The organism is Streptomyces sp. SM1 (genome assembly GCF_002910825.1).
GTDB lineage: Bacteria > Actinomycetota > Actinomycetes > Streptomycetales > Streptomycetaceae > Streptomyces > Streptomyces okerensis.
In genome coordinates this window covers 1-2,699 of sequence record NZ_NEUB01000225.1, presented here as the reverse complement: position 1 = coordinate 2,699, position 2,699 = coordinate 1, and the positions used below count along the sequence as shown (strand labels likewise).

At 76.3% G+C, this 2,699-nt stretch carries 3 protein-coding genes; 2 read left to right on the top strand and 1 reads right to left on the bottom strand.

What is annotated here, in order from left to right; translation table 11 throughout:
- Together B9S61_RS05330 and B9S61_RS05325 are read left to right on the top strand one after the other, a co-directional pair.
- On the top strand, window positions 1-314 hold a 314-nt coding region (locus B9S61_RS05330; protein ID WP_103541151.1), incomplete at its 5' end, for a hypothetical protein.
- Window positions 315-398: 84 nt separating this feature from the next.
- Window positions 399-1,319 carry a sirohydrochlorin chelatase gene (locus B9S61_RS05325; protein WP_103541150.1) on the top strand — a complete coding sequence of 307 codons (921 nt, stop codon included), beginning with the start codon at window positions 399-401 and terminating at the stop codon, window positions 1,317-1,319.
- Between the two features lie 111 nt (window positions 1,320-1,430).
- On the opposite strand, the gene B9S61_RS05320 is transcribed toward B9S61_RS05325, so the two are convergent.
- Window positions 1,431-2,468 (bottom strand): lactonase family protein, encoded by a 1,038-nt coding sequence (locus B9S61_RS05320; protein WP_103541149.1) that lies wholly within the window; start codon window positions 2,466-2,468, stop codon window positions 1,431-1,433.
- Window positions 2,469-2,699: the final 231 nt, after the last annotated feature.

Below are 2,699 nucleotides of genomic sequence, written 5' to 3'. Positions count from 1 at the left end.
TGCGGGCGGCGGCCCGGCACATGGCCGACTCCGCGGCCGTGGTGTGCCCGGCGGAGGGTGCGCCGGCGGTCGGCCTCACCGGCGGCCTCTTCCGGATGGGGAATCCTCTGCTCGGCCCGGTGGACGAGGAGCTGGCGAGGCGGCTGCCGGGGGCCCGGCGGGTGATGGCCGAGGGGGACCCCCTGCACGGGGCGGTACGCATGGCGGAGGACCTGACCACCGGTTCGTTCACCCTTCCGGGCGACGCGACGATGCTGTGCGTGACCGGCCCGGCAGGTGAGGACGTCACCCACGCGGCGGACACCCGTACGTAACTCATCAGACAAAACTGGACGGATACCGCTCACCTGCACCCTCCCCGAACAGGGGAGCCCAGGAAACCACTAACATGCCCCAACATGAGCACCCCCACTGGGCCCGCGTCCGGCCTGCCAGTACGAATGCCGCGACCCCGTCAGCCCGGGCGGCACCGCCGTCCCGAGCCGCTGGTGGCTCCCGAGGACGCGCCCGCGCTCGTCCTCGCCGTGCCGGGTGCGCCCAGTAGTGCCACCCGCTCGCTCGCCGACGAGGTCGTGAGCATCGCCCGTTCCGAGCTGCCCGGTCTGGACGCCCGGATCGGCTACCTCGACGGCGACGAGGAGTACCCCTCGCTGACGTCCCTGCTCGCGCGCGCGGCCGAGGAGCGCACCGCCCGCTTCGAGCAGGCCCGTGCCGCCGGTATGGACGTGAAGGAGCCCGACGGCCCCGTCGCCGTCGTCGTGCCGCTGCTCGCGGGCCCGGACGGCGCGCTGGTGCGCGCGCTCCGCCAGGCCGTGATGGACAGCCGTGTCGCCGCCGAGCTGACCGATGTGCTGGGCCCGCACCCGCTGCTCGCCGAGGCGCTGCACGTGCGGCTGTCGGAGGCCGGTCTGGCCCGCGCCGACCGTGCCCGGCTGTTCACCGTGGCGACCGCCGCGGACGGCATCATCCTGGCCTCGGTGGGCGGTGACGAGGCCGTGCAGGCGGCCGGGATCACCGGCATGCTGCTCGCCGCGCGCCTCGCCGTGCCGGTGATGGCGGCGGCCCTGGACCAGGAGGGTTCCATCGCCTCCGTGGCCGAGCAGCTGCGCGGCTCCGGTTCGCAGCAGCTGGCGCTCGCGCCGTACCTGATCGGCCCGGAGATCGACGCGAGCCTGATCGAGGAGGCCGCCCGGGAGGCCGACTGCTCCGCCGCCGAGGCGCTCGGCCCGTACCCGGCGATCGGCAAGCTGGCGCTGGCCAAGTACACGACCGCCCTCGGCATCGCCCCGCCGCAGGCGCAGAACACCCCGGCCCACTGATACGGCCGGCCCACGCAGGACGCCGAAAGGGCCCGCTCCGGATCGCCGGGGCGGGTCCTTCGGCGTGTGCGGGCCGCCGTGCCCCGGGCCGGCCGGGCGCGGGCGCCCCGGTCAGCGGTCGGTGAGTACCACGCAGGACGCGGCGGGCACCGGGATCGACCCGCCGCGCCGCGGCACTCCCGTCTCCGGGTCGGGCGAGAACCAGGTCACGTCCCCGGAGCGCTCGTTGGCGACGTACAGGATGCCGTCCGCCGCGGTGATCGCGCGGGGCCAGTGGCCGCCGCAGGGGACGGTGGTGACCGGGGTCAGCGCGGCGCCCTCCCCCTCGGCCAGGAACACGGTCAGGACGTCCTCGCCGCGCGTCGCGGCCCACACGAAGCGGCCGTCGGCCGACACCGCCAGACCGGACGGGAAGGCGTCACCGGCCGGGGTGCCGGGCAGGACCGGGATCTCCGCGAGCGGCTTCAGCACACCGCCGGCGGCGTCCCAGCGGCAGACCGAGAGGGTGGGGCTGAGCTCGTTGAGGACGTACGCGTACGAGCCGCCCGGATGGAAGGCCAGGTGCCGGGGGCCGGAACCCGGGCGCAGGGCGATCTCCCGGTGCGGCACGAGAACGCCGCCCTCCAGCGCGCAGACGCGCACCGAGTCCGTTCCGAGGTCGACGCCGACCGCCCAGCGGCCGCTCGGGTCCGGCTGCACCTGGTGGGCGTGCGGGCTCTGCTGGCGCTGCGGGTGGGGGCCGGAGCCGCTGTGCCGGAGCACCCCGGAGACGGACCGCGCGAGACCGCCGTCCGCGCGGACCGGGACGGCGCTGACGGAGCCGGAGCCGTAGTTCGCGGTGAGGACGTGCCCGGCGAAGACGCTGAGGTGGGTCGGCCCGCTGCCGTCCACCTGCACCTCACGCCCGGCGGGCTCCGGGCCCTCCCCGGTCACCCGGAACGCGGCGACGGCGCCCTCCGCGGTCTCGCTGACCGCGTACAGCATGCGGCCGTCGGGCGACAGGGCCAGCCAGGACGGGTCGGCGACGGCGTTCACGGCGCTCAGGGGCGTCAGCGCGCCGCTGCCGGGGGCGACGGCCGCGGTGACGATGCCGGGCCCTCCCGCCGCCGTGAACGACCCGATGAAAGCCCGCCGTCCGGCGTCCGCCACGACTGTCCCCTCTCGTCCGATGCCGACCGGGGTGACGGTAACAGCCGATCACCCGGGGCCCGGACCGGAGGACGCGTCGTGGCCCCCGGACCGCGGCGGTCAGGCTCCGACCAGCGGGGAGCGGGAGGGGGCGCCCAGCGGGGCGGCGAGTTCGGCGAGGGCCCGCTCCAGACCGTGGAGGTGGGCCAGAGCCGGTTCCGACGCCGCCGGGGCCGTCCGCGGGGCGACGTC

Bases quoted from the DNA above. Each gene is read 5' to 3' on its own strand.
- B9S61_RS05325 (WP_103541150.1), top strand. From the start codon at position 399: ATGAGCACCCCCACTGGGCCCGCGTCCGGCCTGCCAGTACGAATGCCG.